At 70.7% G+C, this 21,509-nt stretch carries 23 protein-coding genes; 14 read left to right on the top strand and 9 right to left on the bottom strand.

Going from position 1 to position 21,509, the window contains the following annotated elements; translation table 11 throughout:
- The first annotated feature begins 40 nt into the window (after positions 1-40).
- From QRN40_RS09490 to QRN40_RS09480, 3 genes are all read left to right on the top strand, one after another.
- A complete protein-coding gene (locus tag QRN40_RS09490; protein WP_285115349.1) occupies positions 41-1,081 on the top strand; it encodes an agmatine deiminase family protein in 1,041 nt (346 codons plus the stop codon).
- Positions 1,078-2,778 (top strand): amidase, encoded by a 1,701-nt coding sequence (locus QRN40_RS09485; protein ID WP_285115348.1) that lies wholly within the window; start codon positions 1,078-1,080, stop codon positions 2,776-2,778. Before QRN40_RS09490 ends, QRN40_RS09485 begins: the two co-directional genes overlap by 4 nt.
- A 176-nt stretch (positions 2,779-2,954) precedes the next feature.
- Positions 2,955-3,557, top strand: coding sequence for a M15 family metallopeptidase (locus QRN40_RS09480; RefSeq protein ID WP_285115347.1), 603 nt, complete (start codon positions 2,955-2,957; stop codon positions 3,555-3,557).
- Positions 3,558-3,567: 10 nt separating this feature from the next.
- Here the strand turns inward: QRN40_RS09480 and QRN40_RS09475 are convergent, their stop codons facing one another.
- Positions 3,568-4,197, bottom strand: coding sequence for an NAD(P)-dependent oxidoreductase (locus QRN40_RS09475; protein WP_285115346.1), 630 nt, complete (start codon positions 4,195-4,197; stop codon positions 3,568-3,570).
- 59 nt (positions 4,198-4,256) lie between these two features.
- Here QRN40_RS09475 and QRN40_RS09470 point away from each other — a divergent pair, with 59 nt between their 5' ends.
- The 5 genes from QRN40_RS09470 to gap all read left to right on the top strand — a co-directional run bounded on the left by QRN40_RS09470 (position 4,257) and on the right by gap (position 8,754).
- Positions 4,257-4,745 carry a MarR family winged helix-turn-helix transcriptional regulator gene (locus tag QRN40_RS09470; RefSeq protein ID WP_285115345.1) on the top strand — a complete coding sequence of 163 codons (489 nt, stop codon included), beginning with the start codon at positions 4,257-4,259 and terminating at the stop codon, positions 4,743-4,745.
- A 10-nt stretch (positions 4,746-4,755) separates the two neighbouring features.
- Complete coding sequence (gene argG / locus QRN40_RS09465; protein WP_285115343.1) at positions 4,756-6,189, top strand: argininosuccinate synthase; 1,434 nt, start codon at positions 4,756-4,758, stop codon at positions 6,187-6,189.
- 45 nt (positions 6,190-6,234) lie between these two features.
- Entirely contained in the window at positions 6,235-6,666 is a 432-nt protein-coding gene (locus QRN40_RS09460) for a MarR family winged helix-turn-helix transcriptional regulator (protein WP_285115342.1), read from the top strand.
- Positions 6,663-7,607, top strand: a complete 945-nt coding sequence (locus tag QRN40_RS09455) for a GlxA family transcriptional regulator (RefSeq protein ID WP_285115341.1) — start codon at positions 6,663-6,665, stop codon at positions 7,605-7,607. Before QRN40_RS09460 ends, QRN40_RS09455 begins: the two co-directional genes overlap by 4 nt.
- 136 nt (positions 7,608-7,743) lie before the next feature.
- Positions 7,744-8,754 (top strand): type I glyceraldehyde-3-phosphate dehydrogenase, encoded by a 1,011-nt coding sequence (gene gap, locus QRN40_RS09450; protein WP_285115340.1) that lies wholly within the window; start codon positions 7,744-7,746, stop codon positions 8,752-8,754.
- 69 nt (positions 8,755-8,823) lie between these two features.
- On the opposite strand, the gene QRN40_RS09445 is transcribed toward gap, so the two are convergent.
- Both QRN40_RS09445 and QRN40_RS09440 read right to left on the bottom strand, forming a co-directional pair.
- Positions 8,824-9,804 (bottom strand): diacylglycerol/lipid kinase family protein, encoded by a 981-nt coding sequence (locus QRN40_RS09445; RefSeq protein WP_502878909.1) that lies wholly within the window; start codon positions 9,802-9,804, stop codon positions 8,824-8,826.
- 40 nt (positions 9,805-9,844) lie between these two features.
- A complete protein-coding gene (locus QRN40_RS09440) occupies positions 9,845-11,149 on the bottom strand; it encodes a serine/threonine-protein kinase (protein WP_285115339.1) in 1,305 nt (434 codons plus the stop codon).
- Between the two features lie 97 nt (positions 11,150-11,246).
- Here QRN40_RS09440 and QRN40_RS09435 point away from each other — a divergent pair, with 97 nt between their 5' ends.
- The 3 genes from QRN40_RS09435 (at position 11,247) to QRN40_RS09425 (ending at position 12,243) form a co-directional block, all read left to right on the top strand.
- The gene (locus QRN40_RS09435; protein ID WP_285115338.1) at positions 11,247-11,738 is read left to right on the top strand and encodes a MarR family winged helix-turn-helix transcriptional regulator; all 492 of its coding nucleotides are present in this window, start codon (positions 11,247-11,249) and stop codon (positions 11,736-11,738) included.
- Between the two features lie 70 nt (positions 11,739-11,808).
- The gene (locus QRN40_RS09430) at positions 11,809-11,973 is read left to right on the top strand and encodes a hypothetical protein (RefSeq protein ID WP_285115337.1); all 165 of its coding nucleotides are present in this window, start codon (positions 11,809-11,811) and stop codon (positions 11,971-11,973) included.
- A 15-nt stretch (positions 11,974-11,988) separates the two neighbouring features.
- The gene (locus QRN40_RS09425; protein ID WP_285115336.1) at positions 11,989-12,243 is read left to right on the top strand and encodes a DUF6458 family protein; all 255 of its coding nucleotides are present in this window, start codon (positions 11,989-11,991) and stop codon (positions 12,241-12,243) included.
- Positions 12,244-12,316: 73 nt separating this feature from the next.
- On the opposite strand, the gene QRN40_RS09420 is transcribed toward QRN40_RS09425, so the two are convergent.
- Positions 12,317-13,714, bottom strand: a complete 1,398-nt coding sequence (locus QRN40_RS09420; RefSeq protein WP_502878908.1) for a pyridoxal phosphate-dependent decarboxylase family protein — start codon at positions 13,712-13,714, stop codon at positions 12,317-12,319.
- A 121-nt stretch (positions 13,715-13,835) separates the two neighbouring features.
- On the opposite strand from QRN40_RS09420, the gene QRN40_RS09415 reads away from it, so the two are divergent.
- A complete protein-coding gene (locus QRN40_RS09415; protein ID WP_285115334.1) occupies positions 13,836-14,711 on the top strand; it encodes an aminoglycoside phosphotransferase family protein in 876 nt (291 codons plus the stop codon).
- 10 nt (positions 14,712-14,721) lie between these two features.
- Here the strand turns inward: QRN40_RS09415 and QRN40_RS09410 are convergent, their stop codons facing one another.
- The 5 genes from QRN40_RS09410 to QRN40_RS09390 all read right to left on the bottom strand — a co-directional run bounded on the left by QRN40_RS09410 (position 14,722) and on the right by QRN40_RS09390 (position 18,714).
- Positions 14,722-15,054, bottom strand: coding sequence for a DUF7882 family protein (locus QRN40_RS09410; protein WP_285115333.1), 333 nt, complete (start codon positions 15,052-15,054; stop codon positions 14,722-14,724).
- Positions 15,055-15,128: 74 nt separating this feature from the next.
- Complete coding sequence (locus QRN40_RS09405; RefSeq protein ID WP_285115332.1) at positions 15,129-16,160, bottom strand: fatty acid desaturase family protein; 1,032 nt, start codon at positions 16,158-16,160, stop codon at positions 15,129-15,131.
- A 224-nt stretch (positions 16,161-16,384) separates the two neighbouring features.
- A complete protein-coding gene (locus tag QRN40_RS09400) occupies positions 16,385-16,591 on the bottom strand; it encodes a cold-shock protein (RefSeq protein WP_285115331.1) in 207 nt (68 codons plus the stop codon).
- Positions 16,592-16,900: 309 nt separating this feature from the next.
- On the bottom strand, positions 16,901-17,260 hold the full coding sequence (locus QRN40_RS09395; protein WP_285115330.1) for a hypothetical protein: 360 nt from the start codon (positions 17,258-17,260) through the stop codon (positions 16,901-16,903).
- An 80-nt stretch (positions 17,261-17,340) separates the two neighbouring features.
- Complete coding sequence (locus tag QRN40_RS09390) at positions 17,341-18,714, bottom strand: NAD-dependent succinate-semialdehyde dehydrogenase (protein WP_285115329.1); 1,374 nt, start codon at positions 18,712-18,714, stop codon at positions 17,341-17,343.
- Positions 18,715-18,929: 215 nt separating this feature from the next.
- On the opposite strand from QRN40_RS09390, the gene QRN40_RS09385 reads away from it, so the two are divergent.
- Positions 18,930-19,697: a glucose 1-dehydrogenase gene (locus QRN40_RS09385; RefSeq protein ID WP_285115328.1), complete on the top strand. Its 768-nt coding sequence runs from the start codon at positions 18,930-18,932 to the stop codon at positions 19,695-19,697.
- Positions 19,694-21,505 carry a glycoside hydrolase family 15 protein gene (locus QRN40_RS09380; RefSeq protein ID WP_285115327.1) on the top strand — a complete coding sequence of 604 codons (1,812 nt, stop codon included), beginning with the start codon at positions 19,694-19,696 and terminating at the stop codon, positions 21,503-21,505. Before QRN40_RS09385 ends, QRN40_RS09380 begins: the two co-directional genes overlap by 4 nt.
- The last annotated feature ends 4 nt before the right edge of the window (positions 21,506-21,509 follow it).

The following is a 21,509-nucleotide window of genomic DNA, read 5'->3' as shown; positions in this document are numbered from 1 at the left end:
CACTCGATCAACAATCGTCGCCGAACCGCGGAGGACACCGATGACCTGGCGCATGCCCGCTGAGACCGCACGCCACGAGCGCACCTGGATGGCGTTCCCGCGCGAGGGGATCACCCTCGGCGACGACGCCGCCTCCGCCGAGGAGGCCTACGCCTCCTGGACCGCCGTCGCCCACGCCGTCGCCGAGTACGAGCCGGTCACGATGGTCGTCGACCCGAGCGAGCGCGACCGCGCCCGCCGCATGCTCGGCGCACACGTCGAACAGGTGGAGGCGCCCCTCGACGAGTTCTGGATGCGCGACTTCGGCCCCACCTTCGTCGTCGACGACGAACGGCCGGGGGTGCTCGGAGCGGTGGACTGGACCTTCAACGGCTGGGGCGACCCCGAGTGGGCCGAGTGGCGGAAGTCCGCCGAGATCGCACGCTTCGTGGCCGAGCGGACCGGCGCCGAGCTGATCAGCTCGCTGCTCGTCAACGAAGGCGGCGGCATCCACGTGGATGGCGAAGGCACGGTCCTGCTGACCGAGACCGTCCAGCTCGACCCGCGCCGCAATCGCTACGCCGACAAGGCGCGTGTCGAAGCGGAGCTCGCCCGCACGATCGGCGCGACCCACGCGATCTGGCTGCCGCGCGGGCTGACCCGGGACTACGACGACTTCGGAACGAACGGGCACGTCGACATCGTGGCGACCATCCCGTCGCCGGGCACGATCCTGCTGCACACGCAGCGCGACCCGGAGCACCCCGACTTCGAGGTCTCCCGCGAACTGCGGGTGATGCTGTCCGGCACCACCGACGCCGCCGGGCGCGCGTGGGACATCGTCGACCTGCCCGCTCCCGCGACCCTGCGCGACGAGGAGGGCTTCGTCGACTGGAGCTACGTCAACCACCTCGTCGTCAACGACGGCATCGTGGCGTGCGGCTTCGGCGAGGAGCGCGCCGACGCCGAGGCGACCGAGATCCTCGAGGCCGCGTATCCCGGGCGCACCGTGAACATGGTGGATTCGCGGCCGATCTTCGCGCGCGGCGGCGGCATCCACTGCATCACGCAGCAGCAGCCGGCGGTGGAGGTCGTCCGATGACCGTGGATGTGGTGGAGGCGTCGATCGCCGACCTGCGGCGAGCGCTGGAGTCGGGCCGCACCACGAGCACGGAGCTCGTGACCGCCTACCTGGCACGCATCGACGCGTACGACACGGACGGGCCGCGGCTCAACGCGATCGTCGTGCGCAACCCCGAGGCGCTCGCGGAGGCCCGGGCCTCCGACGCCCGGCGCGAGCGCGGCGAGACGCTCGGGCCGCTGGACGGCATCCCGTACACGGCGAAGGACAGCTACCTGGCCCGCGGACTCACCGCCGCGGCCGGGTCCCCCGCTTTCGAGCGCCTGATCGCCCAGCGCGACGCCTTCACCATCGAGCGCCTGCGCGCGGCGGGCGCCATCCTGCTCGGCCTGACGAACATGCCGCCCATGGCGAACGGCGGGATGCAGCGCGGCGTCTACGGGCGTGCCGAGTCCCCCTACAACGGCGACTACCTGACCGCGGCCTTCGGGTCGGGCTCCTCGAACGGCTCCGGGACGGCGACCGCCGCGAGTTTCGCCGCCTTCGGCCTCGGCGAGGAGACCTGGTCGTCGGGGCGCGCGCCCGCATCCAACAACGGCCTCTGCGCCTACACGCCGTCGCGGGGCGTCATCTCGGTGCGCGGCAACTGGCCGCTGGTGCCGACGATGGATGTGGTGGTGCCGCACACGCGCACCATCGCCGACCTGCTCGACGTCCTCGACGTGATCGTCGCCGACGACGCCGAGACGCGCGGCGACTTCTGGCGCGCGCAGCCGTGGGTGCGCATCCCGCGGGCATCCGAGTTGCGGCCGGCGTCGTATCCCGCCGTGGCCGAGGGCGCCTCGCTCGCCGGCCGCCGCTTCGGTGTGCCGCGCATGTACATCAACGCCGACCCGGAGGCCGGCACGGCTGAGCGTCCCGGGATCGGCGGGCCGACCGGCCGGCGCATCGACACGCGGGCCTCGGTCGTCACGCTCTGGAAGCAGGCGCGCCGCGACCTGGAGGCGGCGGGCGCGACGGTGGTCGAGGTCGACTTCCCCGCGGTGTCCAACTACGAGGGCGACCGGCCGGGCGCCCCCACCATCGCGACCCGCGGATTCGTCTCGGCCGAGTACCTGCGCCGCGAGATCGTCGACCTGTCGGCGTGGGCGTGGGACGACTTCCTCGCGGCCAACGGCGACCCTGCGCTCAATACGCTCGCGGACGTCGACGGAGCGCGGATCTTCCCGCAGCCGGAGGGCGCGCTGCCCGACAGGTACGACGGTTTCGAGGACGACATCGCCGACTACCCGGGCTGGGTCCGCGCGCATCCGGGCACGACGCTCGACGCCATCCCCGAACTCGCCGACGGCGTGCGCGGCCTCGAACGGACGCGCCGCGTCGACCTGGAGGAGTGGATGGACGGCCTCGGTCTCGACGCGGTCGTGTTCCCCGCGGTCGCCGACGTGGGACCGGCCGACATGGACGTGAACCCCGCCTCGGCCGACCTCGGCTGGCGCAACGGCGTCTGGGTCGCCAACGGCAACCTCGTCCCGCGGCACCTCGGCATCCCGACGGTCACGGTGCCCATGGGGACGATGGACGACATCGGGATGCCCGTCGGCCTGACGTTCGCCGGGCGCGCCTACGACGACACCGCCCTGCTCGCGCTGGCCGCCGCCTTCGAGCGCACCGGCCGCCGCCGCACCGAGCCGCCGCGAACCCCGCGCCTCCCGTAACGCGCCCCCTCCCCCTCCCCTTCTCCCTCGGAAGATTTGCGCCAATTCGCGGTTCTGACCCGGCCAGAACCACGAATTGGCGCAAATCTCGCAGCGGGGAGGCTCGTTCGGAGGGAGGACCGGGATGGGCCTCCCGGCGGACGCGCGGCCGCCGGGGCGGCTGCGAGCGTGGAGGCATGCACTCCACCGCGTCCCGACCGCTCCGCGTCGCCCTGTCCGTCGCCGCCGCCTCCCTCGTCCTGAGCGTCGCACTGGCGGGGTGCTCGCCCACCCCGAGCGGCACCCTCGCCCAGCCGGCGAGCGCGGGCGGCTCCGTGACGGAATCCGCCGCCGGCCTGACCGACGACGACGGTTACATTCCCGACGGCTCCTCCCTCCCCTTGGACAGCGACCTGCCCGCGGTCAGCCGGCTCGATCCCGACCTGCTGTCCGCCCTGAAGGATGCGCAGGACGCCATGCAGGGCGACAGCAGCGGACCCGGCATCACGATCGCTGACGGCTGGCGCTCGGAGCGCTACCAGGAGCACCTCTTCGCTCAGGCCGTGCAGGAGTACGGCAGCGAGGAGGAAGCGGAGAAGTGGGTGAAGCGCGGCAGCGACTCCGCCCATGTCCGCGGGGAGGCGGTCGACATCGCCGACGCCGGCGCGATGGACTACCTCAACCGGTACGGCTCCGAGTGGGGACTGTGCCAGGTGTACGCGAACGAAGCCTGGCACTTCGAGCTGCGCACGGAGCCGGGCGGCGACTGCCCCGCCCAGTCCCCCGACGGCCGCGGCTGACAGCGCCCCCTCAGCCCGCGATCCCGACCGCCGCGCGTTCGGTCTCCGGGCGATGCAGGCTCGCGACCATCCCGTCCGCAAGGTCCGCCCGCGACACCGTGAAGCCGCGCGGCACGCTGCCTCCGACGCGTGTCCGGTACGTGCCGGTGGCCGGGCCGGAGGTGAGCATCGGCGGCCGGAACGCGGTCCACACCGTGTCGGAGTCACGCAGTTCGCGCTCCATCTCGCGGAGGTCGTCGTAGACGGGCCGCAGCAGCACGCCGATCAACGGCAGGGCGATCCGGCGACTGAGGAAGCTGTCGTCGGCGGGCGGCGCTTCGACCGGCGCTGCGCTGATGACGACGAATCGCAGTCCCCTCCCCGCCGCCCCTGCAAGGATCGCGCGGGTGGCCGGCGCCGCCACCGGGGCCTCCGCGCGCGAGCGCGGACCGATGGCAGAGAGGGCGGCGTCGGCCTCGGCGAGTGCGGCACGGACCTCCGCGGTGTCGTCGAGCGAGGGGAGGATGCGGACGCCGGCTCGCGCATCCACGTTGTCGGAGGGACGGCGCAGGACGACGGTGACGTCGTGTCCCTGCTCGATCGCCTGGCGGGTGAGCAGACGGCCGGTTCGGCCGCTCGCTCCGAATATGGTCAGCTTCATGTCGTCATGCCAAGTGATAGTCACAGCAACGTGCAATCACTCACAGGTATCATGTGGGTATGAGTTCCGAGCCCCCCGCCCTGGAGACCCGGGCCAGCTTTCTGGTCTCGCAGTTGGGCCTGCAGAGCGCTCAAGCCTTCACCGCCGCCCTTGCCCCGCTCGGACTGACCCCGAACCGCTACGGCATCCTCGTCCACGTCGCCCGGGAGGAAGGCCGCACCCAGCAGGACCTCGCGAAGGCCCTCGGGCTGCACCGCAACTCGATGGTGACCCTGATCGACGACCTGGAGCAGCGCGGCCTCGTCGAGCGACGCCGGCACCCGGACGACCGGCGCGCCTACGCCATCCACCTCACCCCGTCGGCCCGCGACGTCGTCAGCGCCGCCTCGCGTCTCGCCGACGAGCAGGAGGAGGCCATGCTCGGCCGGCTCAGCGCCGACGACCGTGCCGCTCTCCTGGCCATCCTCACCCGCATGGTCGACAGCACGGGCTTCCAGCCGGGCGTGCACCCGGGCCTCGGGAAGCACGGCCCGGAGGCTCGCCGGTAAGCTGGAGCGCGTGTCCAAGGTTCTGAGCAGTCTGCCCGTCGGTGAACGAGTCGGCATCGCGTTCTCGGGAGGTCTCGACACCTCCTGCGCGGTCGCCTGGATGCGTGAGAAGGGCGCCATCCCCTGCACGTACACCGCCGACATCGGCCAGTACGACGAGCCCGACATCGACGCGGTGCCCAGCCGCGCCACCGAGTACGGCGCCGAGATCGCCCGGCTCGTCGACGCCAAGCGCGCCCTGGTCGAGGAGGGCCTGATCGCCCTGCAGTGCGGCGCGTTCCACATCCGCTCGGCCGGCAAGACCTACTTCAACACCACGCCGCTCGGCCGCGCGGTCACCGGCGTCATGCTGGTGCGCGCGATGATGGAGGACGGCGTCGGCATCTGGGGCGACGGCTCCACCTACAAGGGCAACGACATCGAGCGGTTCTACCGCTACGGCCTCATCGCCAACCCGGCCCTGCGCATCTACAAGCCGTGGCTCGACTCCGCGTTCGTGGAGGAGCTCGGCGGCCGCACCGAGATGAGCGAATGGCTGGTGGCGCGCGGCTTCCCGTACCGCGACCCGAGCGAGAAGGCCTACTCGACCGACGCGAACATCTGGGGCGCGACCCACGAGGCGAAGCGTCTGGAGGAGCTGGATGCGGGGCTCGACATCGTCGACCCGATCATGGGCGTCGCCGCCTGGCGCGACGACGTCGAGGTGATCCCCGAGACGGTCGCCGTGCGCTTCGAAGCCGGCCGCCCGGTTGCCATCAACGGCGTCGAGTTCGACGACCCGGTGGCCCTGGTGCTCGAGGCGAACGCCATCGGCGGACGCCACGGCCTGGGCGCCTCCGACCAGATCGAGAACCGCATCATCGAGGCCAAGAGCCGCGGCATCTACGAGGCGCCGGGCATGGCCCTGCTGCACATCGCCTACGAGCGGCTGCTCAACGCGATCCACAACGAGGACACGGTCGCCAACTACCACAACGAGGGCCGTCGTCTCGGCCGCCTCATGTACGAGGGGCGCTGGCTCGACCCGCAGTCGCTCATGCTGCGCGAGTCGCTGCAGCGCTGGGTCGGGTCCGCGATCACCGGCGAGGTCACAGTGCGCCTGCGCCGCGGCGACGACTACACGATCCTCGACACGACCGGCCCGTCGCTCAGCTACCACCCCGAGAAGCTGTCGATGGAGCGGGTCGGCAACTCGGCATTCGGCCCCGGCGACCGCATCGGCCAGCTCACCATGCGCAACCTCGACATCGCGGACTCCCGCTCGCGGCTCGAGCAGTACGCTGCGGCCGGGCTCATCGGCGGCCCGACGGGCGCGCTGGTCGGCGAGCTCGAGGAGGGCCACGCCCGCGCCATCCTGGAGGGCGTCGAGCCGGTGGATGCTGAGCTCTCGCGCGAGATCGACCTCAGCTCCGAGGGCGCCGCGTTCGATTCCGGCACCGACTGACGCTCACCGGCGCACGGTGCGCCCGCATGTCCGTACGATGAACCTATGGACAGGGACGCGGCGGAGGCCGACGAGCACCGCCCTGAGAACTGGCCGCTCGGCCGGCTGCTCGGGGCCGCCTCCCGTGCCGTCGAACGCGCGTGGGCGGACGCGCTGGAGCAGCGCGGCCTGACGCACGCGGGACTGATCGTGCTGCACCTGCTCGAACTCGGCTTCGACTCGCAGTCGGACCTCGCGCGGATGGCGCACGTCGAACCGCAGACCATGTCGCGCACTGTCGACCGGCTGGAGCGGGAGGGGCTCGTCACGCGCGAGCCGGACCCGGGCGACCGGCGACGCCATGTCCTCGCGATCACCGAGGCCGGCCGGACCGCCTTCGCGGGCGTCCGCGGGCTCGAGGACGAGGTGTTCCCCGACGTCGAGAACCCCGCGGCACTGCGCGCGGCGCTCCTGCAGATCGTCTCCCCGCGGTCGTGAGCCGCACCCACGTCGTCGCGGTGCTCGTGCTCGAGGGCGCCAAGCCGCTCGACGTGGGCATCCCGGCCCAGGTGTTCTCGAACCGGCCGAGCATGCCCTACGAGGTGCGCGTGTGCGGCGCGGCTCCTGGGCTCGTCACCGGCGGCGACGGTCTGTCGTATCACGTCGCGGAGGGACTGGAGGCGCTGGCGCAGGCCGACACCGTGTTCGTCCCCGGCTACCGCAATCCCGGGACGACGGATCCGCCGGCGGCCGTCGTCGGCGCCCTCCTCGCCGCGCACGAACGCGGCGCTCGCCTCGCCGCGATCTCGACCGGCGCCTTCGCGCTGGCGGCGACGGGCCTGCTCGACGGCAAGCGTGCGACGACGCACTGGCACTACACGCGCGCGCTGGCGAAGCGGCATCCACTGATCCGCGTGGATGAGAACGTGCTGTTCGTCGACGAGGGCGACATCCTCACCTCCGCCGGAGCCGCCTCCGGAATCGACCTCTGCCTGCATCTGGTGCGCCGCGATCACGGTGTCGGGCTTTCGAACCACGTGGCCCGCCGCCTCGTCGCCGCGCCGTACCGGAGCGGCGGCCAGGCGCAGTACGTGCCGCGCAGCGTGCCCGAGCCGCTCGGCGACCTGTTCGCCGAGACCCGGGAGTGGGCGCTCGCCCACCTCGCCGAGCCGCTCACGCTCGAGGCGCTCGCCCGCAACGCCAAGGTGTCGGCCCGCACCTTCTCGCGCCGGTTCGTCGACGACACCGGCTACACGCCGATGCAGTGGGTGCTGCGGGCGCGCGTCGACCTGGCTCGTGAGCTCCTGGAGCGCACCGACCTCGGCGTCGAGCAGATCGCCGCCCGGGTGGGCCTTGGCACCGCGGCGAATCTGCGACTGCACTTCCAGCGCATCCTGGGCACCTCCCCGACGGAGTACCGGCACACCTTCTCCGCCTGACGTGGCGCCGGGTGGCGGGATGCGTGCGCTCCCTGGCAGAACACCTGGCGAGATCCTTGCCCACGCTGTCCTGCACGCCACTTTCGACTCCGCTCCCCGTAACGCAGCATGGATGCGGCACACGAAAGGACACCCCATGACCCGCATCGCCATCAACGGCTTCGGCCGCATCGGCCGCAACACCCTCCGCGCCCTGCTGGAGCGCGACTCTGACCTCGAGGTGGTCGCCATCAACGACCTCACCGCGCCCGCCACGCTCGCGCACCTCCTGAAGTACGACAGCTCGCTCGGCCGGCTCGGCCGCAGCGTCGAGGTCGACGGCGACGCTCTGGTCGTCGACGGCCACCGCATCCGGGTGCTCGCCGAGCGCGAGCCCGCCGACCTGCCCTGGGCCGAACTCGGCGTGGATGTGGTTCTCGAGTCCACCGGACGCTTCACCTCCGCCGACGCCGCCCGCGCCCACGTGGCCGCCGGCGCGAAGCGCGTGCTGGTGAGCGCCCCCTCCGACGGCGCCGACGTCACGCTCGCCTACGGCGTCAACACGGACGCCTTCGACCCGGAGAACCACGTCGTCGTGTCGAACGCGTCCTGCACGACCAACGCGCTCGCCCCGCTCGCCGCGGTGCTGGACGACCTGGCCGGCATCGAGCACGGCTTCATGACCACTGTGCACGCGTACACGCAGGAGCAGAACCTGCAGGACGGCCCGCACCGCGACCTCCGCCGGGCCCGCGCCGCCGCGGTGAACATCGTCCCGACCACCACCGGCGCCGCCAAGGCGATCGGCCTGGTGCTTCCGCAGCTCGACGGCAAGCTCTCCGGCGACTCCATCCGCGTGCCCGTCCCGGTCGGCTCGATCGTCGAGCTCAACACCACCGTGTCGCGCGAGGTGACGCGCGACGAGGTGCTGGCCGCCTACCGCACCGCCGCCGACGGCGCCCTGCGCGGCATCCTCGACTACGCCGACGAGCCGCTGGTCTCCAGCGACATCACCGGCCAGCCCGCGTCCTCGATCTTCGACGCCGCTCTGACGCGCGTGGATGGACGGCACGTCAAGGTCGTCGCCTGGTACGACAACGAGTGGGGCTTCTCCAACCGCGTCGTCGACACGCTGGAACTGCTCGCCCGCGCGGTCAACCGCGCGTAGCTCGGGCTATCCGTTACCTCGGTCGCAGGCTCCCTCGGCGCTGGGGTCGCGGCACCGCTCCGCGCTGCCCTATAGCTCCACCGCGCGTGGGACCTTCACGACCAGGCTCGACGGGTCGACCCACGTGCGGAGGGCGGACGCCCGGCCGAACAGGTCGCCGTCCAGGTCGACCTCCTGCGGCCGGCTGAGCCGCATCACGAACTCGCGGCCCTTCAGGTAGTTCATCGCCCTCACCTCGCGGTCGGCGCCCATCAGGCGCCGGCCGACGGTGGTGCGGCGGAGCACGCCGTTCTCCCAGAAGATCTTGACGGCGATCTGCACCCAGCCGACGAATCCCTCCGGCCGCAGCACGACGATGTCGAACTCGCCGTCGTCGACCGCCGCCTCCGGCAGCAGCAGGATGTTGGCGGGCAGCGAACCGCAGTTCCCGATCAGGACGGTGTGCGCGCGCACCGAACGCACGCCCTTGTCGTCGAGCTGGTAGCGGAGGCGCAACTCGTTCTTGTCGCGCAGCACCGTTCCGATGGCCTTCACGTAGGCGAGCCAGCCGTGTCGCGCCTTCAGGTCGTCGTCGGTGGCGGCGATCATCTGGGCGTCGATCCCCACGCCGGCCATGACGAGGTACGAGTGCCGGCGCGTCGGGCCGCTCCCGTCGCGCAGCTCCGCCACGCCGACGTCGATGGTGCGGTCGTCGCCGTCGAAAGCCGAGTCGAGGGCATGGCCCACGTCGTCCAGCGTCAGGTTCAAGTTGCGGGCGAGCAGGTTGCCCGTGCCGGAGGGCAGCAGGGCCAGCGGCACCCCGGTGCCCTGGAGCTTCTCGGCCACCGTGCGGACGGTGCCGTCGCCCCCCGCCGCGATGACGACATCCACCTTGCGTTCGAGGGCCTGCTCGGTCTGGCCGGAACCCGGGTCGTCCTCGGTGGTCTCGATCCACACGGTCTCGGCCCAGCCGTGCCGCTCCTCGGCGGCTTTCAGCGCTTCGCGGAGGGCGGGCTCGTCGATCTTGACCGGGTTCACGACGATCGCGGCGGTCCTCGTTTGCTCGGGCATTCCACGACAGTACCGGCGGACCGGCGAGGGCGGAAGCGGGTCAGTGCTTGCCTTTGTTCGAAGGCCCGCCCTTTCCGGGCTTGTCCGGCTTGCTCTTCTCCGGTTTGGGGTTGGCGGGTGCCGGTTTCGCGGGCTCGGCAGGGCCGGTCTCCGTCGTCGGCGCGACCTGTTGCGGGGCAGGCGTCTGCACGGTGTTCTCGGCGGGTGCCACCGTCGATGCGGGCGCGACCACGGTCGGAGTCGGCCGCGGAGTGGTCGGGCCGGTCCCCGGCGTCTCCTCCGCCGGGGCGAGGAGGCTGCCCAGGGTGAGCGCCGACACCACCGCGACGACGGCACCACCCACCACACCGGTGACCAGCAGGCCCCGACGTCGTCGCCTCGTGTCACGAGCGACCGGCAGGACACGCGTGGGGGCCGCTTCCGCAGCCTGCGCCCCGAGCGGTGCGCCCAGGGCTCCCGCCGCGACCGCGGGCGCGGTCATGGCGACCGTCTCGACGTCTGCGGCCGCCTCCGGCACCCATCCGGCCAGCTGCGGCGCCAGTTCGCGCGCCATCACGGCGACCTCGAGCGCCGTCGGGCGCAGAGCCGCATCACGCGTCGTCATCGCGCCGAGGAGGCCGCGCCAGTCCTCGGGCAGCGACGACGGGATGTGCGGGTCGCGTGCGGCGCGCGCCGCCACCGCCTCGACGGGGCTGCCCGGGTACTCCCGCGCCCCCGTCAGAGCCTCTAGCACCACCAGGCCGAGCGAGTAGATGTCGGCCGCGGGCCCGGGCTCGCCGCCGAAGATCTGCTCGGGGCTCAGGTAGCCCGCCGTGCCGATCACGGTGCCGATCGTGGTGATGCGCTCCGATCCCACGAGGTGCGCGATCCCGAAATCGGCGAGCTTGACGACCTGCCGTCCGCCCGGGACGCTGGCGTCCGCGAGGAGGATGTTGCCCGGCTTCAGGTCGCGGTGCACCATTCCCGCGTCGTGCACGACGACGAGCGCCTCCGCGATCCCGACCGCGACCTCCACGGCCTCTTCCGCCGGAAGCGGACCGCGTTCGAGCCTCGTGCGCAGGTCCTCGCCGTCCACCAGCTCCATCACCAGGAAGGTGGGGGTGGTGTCGCCGTCCGACGCCAGGTGCGCATCGTGCAGCGACACCAGATGCGGATGGCTGAGCCGGGCCAGCATGGTCGCCTCCGTGCGGCGACGCGCATCATCCACTGCCGTTCCCGAGGCGAACACCTTGACGGCGACCTCGCGGTCCAGGCGCCGGTCGAGCGCGCGGAAGACCGTCGCCATGCCACCACGGCCCAGACGGTCCTGGAGCTCGTAGCGGTCGAGAAGCACTCGTTCGTCCACCGCGCGAGCATACGCGCCCAACTTGTGTCCGTGAATCCGCCGACAGTCGGGTACACCCCCGTTGCGAATTCGCCCGCACTGGGCATGACTGGAGAAGGTGACGCACGAACCTGAGACGCCCCGGCCGGACACGGCTGTGCTCGAAGCGTTGCAGGTCTACCGGGCAGCCGAAGCAGCCATGCGGCGGCGTACCGGCGCGGCCATGGGGATCGGCGAGAACGATCTGCTGGCCCTCCGGCTCATCCTCGACAACTCCGCCATGAGCCGCCCGACGTTCGCGAAGGACATCAGCGCCTACCTGGGCGTGTCCAGCGCATCCACCACCCTGCTCGTGGATCGGCTCGCTCGCGCCGGATTCGTGGAACGCCGGCCCAGCCGGAAGGACAAGCGCTCGGTCGAGCTGATCCCCACTCGAGCCGCACTCGGCGACACCGGTCCGCTGCTCGCCGCCGCACAGCAACAGCTGGCCGCAGCGACCGCCGAGCTGAGCCCCGACGAAGCCGAGACCGTCACGAAATTCCTGACGAAGATGCGGCAGACCGTCGACCGGATCGCCTCCGAGCGCTCAGCTAGGCCTAAACGAACCTGAAGTCAAGGGGATTGCTAGGCAATTGAAGCAGTTGTTGTGTGGACGGCGTCAAGGAAAGGACACTTTCTCCATGAACATCCTGCTCATCATCGTCGCGATCATCGCGATCATCCTGCTGCTCACCGGTGGGTTCGTTTCCTCGCTGAACTTCCTGCTCTGGGTGGGAATCATCCTGCTCGTGCTGGCCGTCATCGTGTGGCTCGTGCGGCTGCTCACGGGGAGCCGTCGGGTTTAGCCCGAAGGAAACCCCATGAGTCTCGGCGCAGGTATATTCCTGGTGGTCATCGGCGCGATCCTCGCGTTCGCGCTGAACTTCCAGGTCACCTGGATCGACCTTCACCTGGTGGGGTACATCCTGATGATCGCCGGTCTCATCGGCATCATCATCGGGATCGTGCTTCTCACCCGGCGTCGCACCTCCGTCGCCACCACCCGCACCGCCGTAGATCCTGCGACGGGCGAGCGAGTGACCCGCCGGACGGGCGAGTCGGACGACATCGTCTGATACCCCTCTGAACGCAGAAGGCCCCGTGCTCACGGCACGGGGCCTTCTGCTTTAAGGCGTCAGCGGGCGAGCTTCACTCCATGGTGTCGAGGATGCCCACCAGGTCGTCGAAGGTGGTCAGCGGGTTCAGGATCGCGAAGCGCGTGTTCGGCCGCCCCGCGTGGGAGCTGGGCGTGACGAACGCGCGCTGGTCCTCCAGCAGCCGGGCGGACCACACGGCGTAGTCCTCCTTCGTCCAGCCCTCCCGCTCGAAGACGACGACCGACAGCTGCGGGTGGCGCACCAGGCGGAAGCCCTCGCGCCGCTCGATCTCCTCGGCGATCTGCCCGGCGAGACGGATGGACGCGGTGACCGCGTCGCGATAGGCGACAGCGCCGTGCGAGGCCAGCGAGAACCAGAACGGGAGACCGCGTGCCCGCCGGGTGAGGTGCGCGGCGTAGTCCGACGGGCTCCACTCGTTGTTCTCGGTCAGTGTGTCGAGGTACTCGGCGTGCTGAGTGTGCGCGCGGCGTCCCGCCTCCGGGTCGCGGTAGATGAGCGCGCACGCGTCGAACGGGGCGAAGAGCCACTTGTGCGGGTCGACGATGACGGAGTCGGCGTGCTCGACGCCCCGGAAGCGGTCCCGGGCCAGCGGCGACAGCATCCCCGCGAGCCCGTAGGCGCCGTCCACGTGCAGCCAGAACGAGAAGTCCGCCTTGAGCGCGGCGACGGAGGCGATGTCGTCGACGATGCCGAAGTTGGTGGAGCCGCCGGTGACGACGACCGCGAACACCGCATCCCCGTACTCCTCCAGTGCCGGGCGGACCGCATCCCCCGTGAGCACGCCGGTCTCGCCGGGAGAGACGGCGACCACATCGACATCCATCACGCGAGCCGCGGACGAGACGGAGGAGTGGGCTTCCGAACTGCACACGATCACCCAGCGGCCGGACGGGTTGCCGCGCTCCGTGCGGGCCGCATCGCGCGCCGCGACCAGCGCGGACAGGTTGCCGAGCGTCCCGCCCTGCACGAAGACGCCGCCCGCCGTCGACGGAAGGCCGAATTCGGCGGTCAGCCACGCGAGCACCTGGTTCTCGGCGTAGACGGCCCCGGATCCCTCGAGCCACGATCCGCCGTAGACGGCGCTCGCCGAGACGACCAGGTCGAACGCGGTCGCGGCCTTGGTGGGCGCCGTCGGGATGAACGACAGGTAGCGCGGGTGGTCGGTCGTGATGCACGCCGGGGCCAGGACGTGCTCGAACAGGGCGAGCGCGCGTTCGGCGCCGATCCCGTTCTCGGAGACGGTCTGACCGGCGAGCCGGCGCAGCTCGAACTCCGGCAACGGCTTGTCGAGCGGCGTGTCCTCGCTGAGGATGCGGCGCCGGGAGTAGTCGAGCACCAGGTCGACGAGTTCGCGGGTCTCCGGCGTCACGGCGTGCATGCGGTCGTGGGACTGAGCGGGCTTCTGGGTCATGGATCCTCCGTCGGACATGCTTTCACAATGAACTCGCATGAGTTTGACGCTGCACGCAATGATCGTGCGCTTGCAGGCGGCGGACGCGCAATCGCTGCAGCCGCCTCGGCTGGCTGAGGCGTCCTGCTACCGTCGAGCGGTGAGCGACACGCCCCCCGCGGACATCCGCACCGACACCGAGCTGGTCGCCCGGCTGATCGCCGAGCAGCATCCCGATCTCCCGGGAGAACTCCGCCTGGTCTCCGACGGCTGGGACAACCAGCTGTACCGCCTCGGCGAGCACCTGGCCGTACGCATACCGCGACGGGAGGTGGCCGCGCACCTCATCGAGCACGAGCAGAGCCTGCTGCCCGGTATCGCCGCGCGGGTCAGCGTGCCGGTTCCGGTGCCCGTGCGGGTGGGCGCACCCTCGGCGGCCTTCCCCTGGCCGTGGAGCATCGTCGAGTGGTTCGACGGGACGGACGGCGCGTCGGTCGGCGCCGCCGAGCGCGCCGGCCTCGCCGAACCGCTGGCCCGCTTCCTCGGCGAGCTGGCGGTGCCGGCTCCGGACGCGCCTCACAATCCCGTGCGCGGGGTGCCGCTCGCCGCACGCCACGAGGCGGTGGGCCTCCGGCTGCGCTCGCTCTCCGGTCGCATGGAGGTGGCCGACCTCGAGGACGCCTGGCGCGACGCGCTCGAGGCCCCGCCGTGGGCAGGACCTCCGCTGCTCCTCCACGGCGACCTGCATCCAGGCAACCTGCTGCTCACGCCGGAGGGCGGCCTGGCTGCGGTGGTCGACTTCGGCGATGTGACCTCCGGCGATCCGGCGACGGACCTGGCCACCGCGTGGCTGACCTTCGACGGGGATGCGCGCGAGCGCTTCCGGCGAGAGCTCCCGTCGCCGCCCGATGCGGCGACCTGGCGACGTGCGCGCGGCTGGGCGGTGACGATGTCCACCGCTCTGGCCACCGCCTCCGACGACAACCCCCGCATGGCGGCGATGGCGCGGCACGCGATCGAGCAGATCCCCGAGTAGGCGCTCGCGCCTACAGCCCGCGCTCGTGCGTGGTGGCCGTGACCTGCTGCCCGGTCTCATCGACGGCGATCAGGCCGGAGGAGCTGGCGGCCGCGGCAGCGAGGTGCTCGATCCAGTCGCGGTCGAGTGCCGGCGGACGGGATCCGCTGAAACGGAAGCGGAGAGGGATGGACGGGTCGATCCAGATGGTCGTCCGGCCGTCGCCGTTCTCGGGCGTCTCACGCCAGCTGAGAGCGAAGGACTCCTTGCGGCGCAGCTTCGAGACGATCACCACTTCGAGGTGCGCGAGCACGCGATCGTCGAACGAGATCTGTGTGCTGCTGTCGTACACCATGAAACCCATCGAGCACCTCCAGCCCTAAACGTACGCCACCGCGCACGATTCCGGGGTGACCGAAGTACCGCTCGTCGCGGGCGTCAGGCCCGGCGGTACGTTCCGGCGACCGGGCAGTCGAACGGGTCGCGAGCGGCGAGTCCGACGCGATTCAGGTACCGGATGACGATGCCGTACGACCGCACCAGCGTGGTCTCCGTGTACGGGATGTCGTGGCCGGCGCAGTGCGCCATCGTGAGCCGGCGGGCGCGGGCCAGGTGGGGTCGCGGCATGCTCGGGAAGAGGTGGTGCTCGACCTGGTGGTTGAGGCCGCCCATCAGCAGGTTCATCCACCATCCGCCGGTGATGTTGCGGGAGGTGCGGACCTGCTTGTCGAGGAAGTCGACGCGCGAGCCCTCGGGCAGCTGCGGCATCCCCTTGTGGTTAGGCGCGAACGAGGCCCCCATGTAGAGGCCGAAGACGGCGAGCTGGACGCCGAGGAAGGCGAACGCGACGCCGACGGGGAGCAGCAGGAAGATCGCGCTGACGTAGATGCCGAAGCGCACGACGATCGCCGTGAGCTCCTTGGCACGACCCGGCACGGGCTCCTTGCTCAGGAGCGACCGCAGAGAGGTCACGTGGAGGTTGACGCCTTCGAGCAGCAGGAGCGGGAAGAACAGGTAGCCCTGCCGGCGCGTCAGCACCCGCAGCAGGCCGGTGGATCGCGCCGCGTCGGCCTCGGTGAACGAGACGGTGTCGCGAGCGATGTCCGGGTCCTTGCCGATCGTGTTCGGATTGGCGTGGTGGCGGGTGTGCTTCGTCATCCACCACTGGTAGCTCATGCCGACGAGCCAGGTCGCGACGAAGCGGCCGGCACGGTCGTTGGCGGGCCCCGAGGTGAAGACCTGACGGTGCGACGCCTCGTGCGCCAGGAAGGCGAACTGGGTGAAGATGATCCCGAGCGCCGCGGCGATCAGGAGCGTGAACCAGGAGTCGCCCAGCAGGATGAGGCCGGCGAACGCGCCGACCAGGGCGATGGCGACGCCCGAGAACATCGCGATGTAGAAACCGCGACGGCGTTCGAGCAGTCCTTCGGCACGGACCTGGCCGAGAAGTTCGCTGTAGCTGCTCGTCATCGACGGCTTACCTGAGCGAGCTTTGGTTGGCCGGATGGGGCCGAGAACAGTTGCAGTCAAGCTGCGCCTCCGCTGGTGTCAGACGACTTCCCAGCCGAGGAGTTGGGCTTCACGCCCTAGATGATGTGAGCGTATGCGCCATTCCTGGACATCAGCACCGAGATCGCGGTGCGTCGCTCGAAGGGGATGCGGGGCCGGGATACCCGGCCCCGCATCAGGACCGGTCAGACCGGTCGGATGTTGGATGCCTGGAGGCCCTTCGGGCCGCGGGTCACCTCGTACTCGACCTTCTGATTCTCGGTCAGGTTGCGGAACTCGCCCTGCGACGCGATCTCGCTGAAGTGGGCGAAGACGTCGGCCGTGCCGTCATCCGGGGCGATGAACCCGTAGCCCTTCTCCGTGCTGAACCATTTGACGGTACCTGTGGCCATCGTTTCTTCCTTCTTATTTGTATTGGGGGCCGAATTGAGCGGCCCCGTTCGCCGCGCAGACAGCGCGGACGGGGTGGACCGCGACACGGAGGAACCGGTCGCGGGGGATCGACAGCGAGGCGGGGGCCTCAGCCGGAAGACTGGACGGCTTCAGATGCCGTACGGAGGGGGTGATATTCATCCTTTCGCGGCGGTGCCGCGGGTACTGGTGCGCTGCGCTTCTCTTCAGCGGTGCGCTCAAATCGCTCCGATCAGAGACGTCATCGTCCGACAGGAGTCCCGCCAGACTACAGGACTTCGGCCGTCGCCTCAGCCCCCGGGCAGAAAGAGGACATACGGAAGCGCTGCGATGCCTGCCGCAACGGCCACCGCGGCGACCGCGGAGCCGGCGGGATGGAGGCTCCTCCGTCGCGCCGCGATCGCGCTCCCGACGGCCACGGCCGCCATGATCACCACGACGACGGCGGCCGCTGTGAAGGCCACCACGGCGTCGCCGTCGTTCCACGTCGGATCCACAGTGCCCCCGCGCAGCCACGCCTCGAGGTAGCCGACGGCCTCCCCGGCGACGAGAGCGGGAACGGACGCGAGCAGGCCGCCGGCGACCGCGATCGCCGCAAGTCCGAGGTACGTCGAGAGCGCGGGCGGCCGGCGGGTGGTCGGAACGGGCATGAGTCCGATCCGACCAGGTCGGCGCGCTCCGCGCATCCCCCGGGAGGATGACGCGCCTGCTGGAACGCGAAGAGGAGCCTTTACCAGTCGTTTCCGACGCGGATGAGCTTCTTGTTGACGAACTCGTCGGCGCCGAAGCGGCCGAGCTCACGGCCCGAACCGGAGCGCTTCACGCCGCCGAAGGGCAGCTCGGCGCCGTCCGCGAGGACCACGTTGACGAAGACCATTCCGGCCTCGATCTGGTCGGCGACGCGGGAGGCCTGCTCCTTGTCGGTGGTGTACAGGTACGAACCCAGGCCGAACGGGGTGTCGTTGGCGATGCGGACCGCCTCCTGCTCGTCCTTGGCGCGGAACACCTGGGCGACCGGGCCGAAGAACTCCTCCTTCGAGGCGGGGTTCTCCGGGGTGACATCCGTCAGCACCGTGGTCTCGAAGAAGGCGCCGTTGCGGCCGCCGCCGCGCACCAGCTTCGCGCCGTTCTCGACGGCGCGCTTCACCTGCTCGTCGAGGTTCTCGGCCGCCTTGAGCGACGAGAGCGGGCCCAGCGCGGAGTCCTCGGAGGTCGGGTCGGACGCCTCCACCTCGGCGAGCTTCTCGGTGAACTTCGACAGGAAGGGCTCGTACAGCTCGTCGATGACGACGAACCGCTTGGCGGCGTTGCAGGACTGGCCGCTGTTGTCGAGGCGAGCGTCCACCGCGTTCTGCACGGCGGCGTCCAGGTCGTCCGTCGACAGCAGGATGAACGGGTCGGACCCGCCGAGTTCGAGCACGACCTTCTTGAGGTTGCGGCCCGCGATCTCGGCGACCTTGGCGCCGGCGCGCTCCGAACCGGTCAGCGACACGCCCTGCACGCGCGGGTCGGCGATGACCTTCTCGATCTGCGGGTGGCTGGCGTAGATGTTGACGTACGCGCCCTCCGGGAAGCCGGCGTCGAGGAAGATCTGCTGGATGGCCGCCGCCGACTCGGGGCACTGCTCCGCGTGCTTCAGCAGGATGGTGTTGCCGATCACGAGGTTCGGTCCGGCGAAGCGGGCGACCTGGTAGTACGGGAAGTTCCACGGCATGATGCCGAGCAGCACGCCGAGCGCGGAGCGGCGGACCACCGCTGAACCGGTGCCGTCGAGCAGCTGGATCGGCTCGTCCTTGAGGAACTCGTCGGCGTTGTCCGCGTAGTACTCGTAGATCGCGGCGGCGAAGTCGACCTCGGCGAGCGCCTGCTCGACCGGCTTGCCCATCTCCTCCACGATGATGTCGGCGAGCTGCTGGCGCCGCTCGGAGTGGAGTTCGCCGACACGCCGGACGAGCGCGGCACGCTCCTGCCCGGTGGTCGAACGCGACCACGTGCGGAACGCATTGTCGGCTGCGGCGATCGCAGCCTCCAAGTCGGCGTCGCTGATGGTGTCGAAGGTCTTGACCGTCTCGCCGGTGGCGGGATTGGTCACGGCGTAGCTCATGGCGCTCCTCTTCTTCGCTGAAACGGGTCTAACCCATGATGAGAATACGGCCTTCCGGGGCGCGGCGACTCGCCACCTCGTCCACGCCGGCAGCTGGGCATCGACATCGCGTACACCTCCCGCGAGCGGTTCGCGCGATTCTTCCAGCCCTCGCAGCAGCCGTTGTATTTACCCGGCGACAGCGTTCAATGGGGGCTGATCCGAGGGAGGTGCTCGTGGAGCTGCACGGGAAGAGCGTCGTCGTCACCGGCGGCAACAGCGGGATCGGGGCGGCCATCGTGCGGTCCCTGGCGGCGGCGGGCGCCGCGGTCGTCATCGACTATGTCGCCCAGCCCGAGGACACCGCCGACCTGGTGAAGGAGATCACCGCCGCCGGCGGACGGGCGATCGGGGTCGAGGCCGATGTCTCGACCACGGCCGGAATAGACAAGTTGATCGGCACCGCCGTCGACGAGTTCGGACGGCTGGACGCCTTCATCAACAACGCGGGCATCGAGAAGCGGCACAGCATCCTGGAGGTGGACGAGGAGACGTTCGACACGGTCATGGCCGTCAACCTCAAGAGCGCGGTGTTCGGCACCCAGCGGGCCGCGAAGCGGTTCATCGAGCAGGGGTCCGGCGGCATCGTCGTCAACGTGTCGTCGGTGCACGAGGACTGGCCGATGCCCGGCAACATCAGCTACTGCGTGTCGAAGGGCGGGATGCGGATGCTCACGCGCACCGCCGGGGTCGAGCTCGGCCCCCAGGGCGTGCGCGTGGTCAGCGTCGCGCCGGGCGCCGTCGACACGCCGATCAACGCGGCCACGATGAAGGACGACTCGCTGCGGCAGAAGCTGGAGAACTCCATCCCGCTGCGGGAGGTGGCCGAACCGTCCCAGCTCGGGGATGTGGTCGCCTTCGTCGTCTCCGACGCCGCGAAGTACATGACAGCGACGACAGTGTTCGTCGACGGCGGCATCATGCACGGCGGCCCGGGACTGTGACGTCCAGCCGGATCGAGGACTACGCCATGATCGGCGACCTCCACACTGCCGCCATGGTGGCGACCGACGGGTCGATCGACTGGCTGTGCCTGCCCCGGTTCGACTCCCCCGCCTGCTTCGCCGGCCTGCTCGACACCGACGACGCCGGGCGCTGGCTGATGTCGCCCGTCGGCTCCGGGAAATGCACTCGGCGGCGCTACCAGGGTGACACGCTGATCCTGGAGACCGAGTGGGAGACCGCGGACGGGCACGTCCGCGTCATCGACTTCATGCCGGTGCGCGACGAGGCGGCAGACCTGGTCCGCATCGTGGAGGGCGTTTCGGGGACGGTGCCGATGCGCACCGAGCTCGTGCTCCGCTTCGACTACGGCCAGGTCGTGCCCTGGGTGACGAAGACCGAGGACGGCGTGCGTGCGGTCGCCGGCCCGGACGCGGTGCTCGTCACGGCGGATGTCCCCCTGGAGGGACGCGACCTGCGGACCGTGGCCGATTTCACCGTGTCGCCGGGCGACCGGGTCGCCTTCGTGCTGACCTGGTTCCCGAGCCACGACCCCGAGCCGAGTCCGGTGGATGCGGAGGAGGCACTCGCCGCCACCGACCTGTACTGGAGCCGGTGGAGCGCGAAGAGCACCGCCTACGGCCCGCACAAGGACGCCATCCAGCGGTCGCTCGTCACCCTCAAGGCGCTCACGTACATCCCCACGGGCGGCATCGTCGCGGCCCCGACGACGTCCCTCCCGGAGCAGCTCGGCGGCCCACGCAACTGGGACTACCGCTTCTGCTGGCTGCGGGATGCGACCCTCGCACTGCAGTCCCTGCTCACCGCGGGCTACACGGAGGAGGCCAGCGCCTGGCGCGACTGGCTGGTGCGCGCCGTGGCCGGCGATCCGGCAGACCTGCGGATCATGTACGGCCTGGACGGCAGGCGGCGGCTCCCCGAGGAGACGATCGACTGGCTCTCCGGCTACGAGGGCTCCGCGCCCGTCCGGATCGGCAACGCCGCCTCCGAACAGCTGCAGCTGGACGTCTGGGGCGAGGTGCTCGACGGCCTCGCGCTGACCCGCTCCACGATCGGTTCGGGCGACGACGACGCCTGGAACGTGCAGCGCAGCCTGGTCGAGCATCTGGCCGACCGCTGGAAGGAACCGGACAACGGACTCTGGGAGATGCGCGGACCGCGCCGTCACTTCACCTATTCGAAGGTGATGGCCTGGGTGGCGGTCGACCGGATGATCGACGGCGCCCGCAGCTACGACCTGCCCGGACCGGTCCGCCGCTGGGAACGGCTCCGCGCGGAGATCCGCCGCGACATCCTCGCCAACGGCTACGACGCCAAGCGCAACACCTTCGTCCAGGCGTACGGGTCGAAGGAGCTGGATGCGTCGCTGCTGCTGATCCCGCGCGTCGGCTTCCTTCCGGCGGACGACAAGCGGGTGATCGGGACGATCGACGCGATCCAGGAGGACCTCACCGAGAACGGCCTCGTGCTCCGCTACCGGCCGCAGGCCAGCGACGACGGGCTCCCGGGCGGGGAGGGCGTGTTCATCGCCTGCTCGTTCTGGCTGGTCGACGCGCTGATCGGCGCAGGACGCCAGGACGAAGGGGAGGCCCTGTTCACGCGGCTGCTCGACCTCCGCAACGACGTCGGGCTGCTGAGCGAGGAGTGGGACCCGGCCAGTGCCCGTCAGCTCGGCAACATGCCGCAGGCGTTCAGCCACTTCGCGCTCGTGCGCAGCGCCTTCCACCTGCTGTCGGGCGACGCCACGACGACGCAGGGCCGCATCCCGATCGGGGCTGGTGAGGAGTGAGCAC

Source organism: Leifsonia sp. fls2-241-R2A-40a (genome assembly GCF_030209575.1).
Lineage (GTDB): Bacteria > Actinomycetota > Actinomycetes > Actinomycetales > Microbacteriaceae > Leifsonia.
This window is presented reverse-complemented; position numbering and strand designations above follow the sequence as displayed.